Source organism: Streptomyces tricolor, assembly GCF_002155905.1.
Taxonomy (GTDB): Bacteria; Actinomycetota; Actinomycetes; order Streptomycetales; family Streptomycetaceae; genus Streptomyces; species Streptomyces tricolor.
This window is the reverse complement of record NZ_MUMF01000907.1, coordinates 1-680: the sequence shown is the minus strand read 5'-3', so window position 1 is coordinate 680 and position 680 is coordinate 1. Positions and strand designations below refer to the sequence as shown.

The 680-nt window shown below is 72.4% G+C and carries 1 protein-coding gene; it reads left to right on the top strand.

Annotated features, from left to right (window positions below; all coding sequences use genetic code 11):
* The coding region (locus CCN44_RS41375; RefSeq protein ID WP_244204062.1) for a condensation domain-containing protein at positions 1-680 on the top strand (680 nt) is incomplete at both ends.

Here is a 680-nt window from a genome sequence, read left to right as displayed (position 1 = left end):
GCCGGCCGCACCGACGACGCGCTGGAGGACCTGGTCGGGTTCTTCGTCAACACCCTCGTGCTGCGCACCGACACCTCCGGCGACCCCTCCTTCACCGAACTGCTCGCCCGGGTCCGGGAGACCGACCTCGCCGCCTACGCCCACCAGGACGTGCCCTTCGAACGGCTCGTCGAGATCGTCAATCCCACCCGGTCACTCGCCCACAACCCGCTCTTCCAGGTGGTCCTGGGGCTGGAGGAGGCGTCCGAGGGCGGCCTGGTCATGCCGGGCCTGGCGGTCGAGGGCGCCGGGGTGGAGACGGGGGCGGCGAAGGTCGACCTCGCGGTGAACTTCCAGGAGACGTTCGACGGCACCGGCGGGGCGGCCGGTATCCGGGGGGCGGTGGAGTTCGCCCTGGACCTCTTCGACACGGAGACCGCGGTGGCGTTCGCCGCCCGCCTCGAACGCGTTCTGCGCGCCGTCTCGGCCCGGCCCTCGCTCCCCCTCAGCCAGGTCGACGTCCTCTCCCCCGACGAGCGGCACGAGATCCTGCACTGCTGGAACGACACCGCCCGCGACGTCCCGCAGGCCACCTTCCCCCAGCTCTTCGAGGCGCAGGTCGTCCGGACACCGCGGGCCGTCGCCGTCGAGCACGGCACGGACACCCTGACCTACGAACAGCTGAACGCCCGCGCCAACGC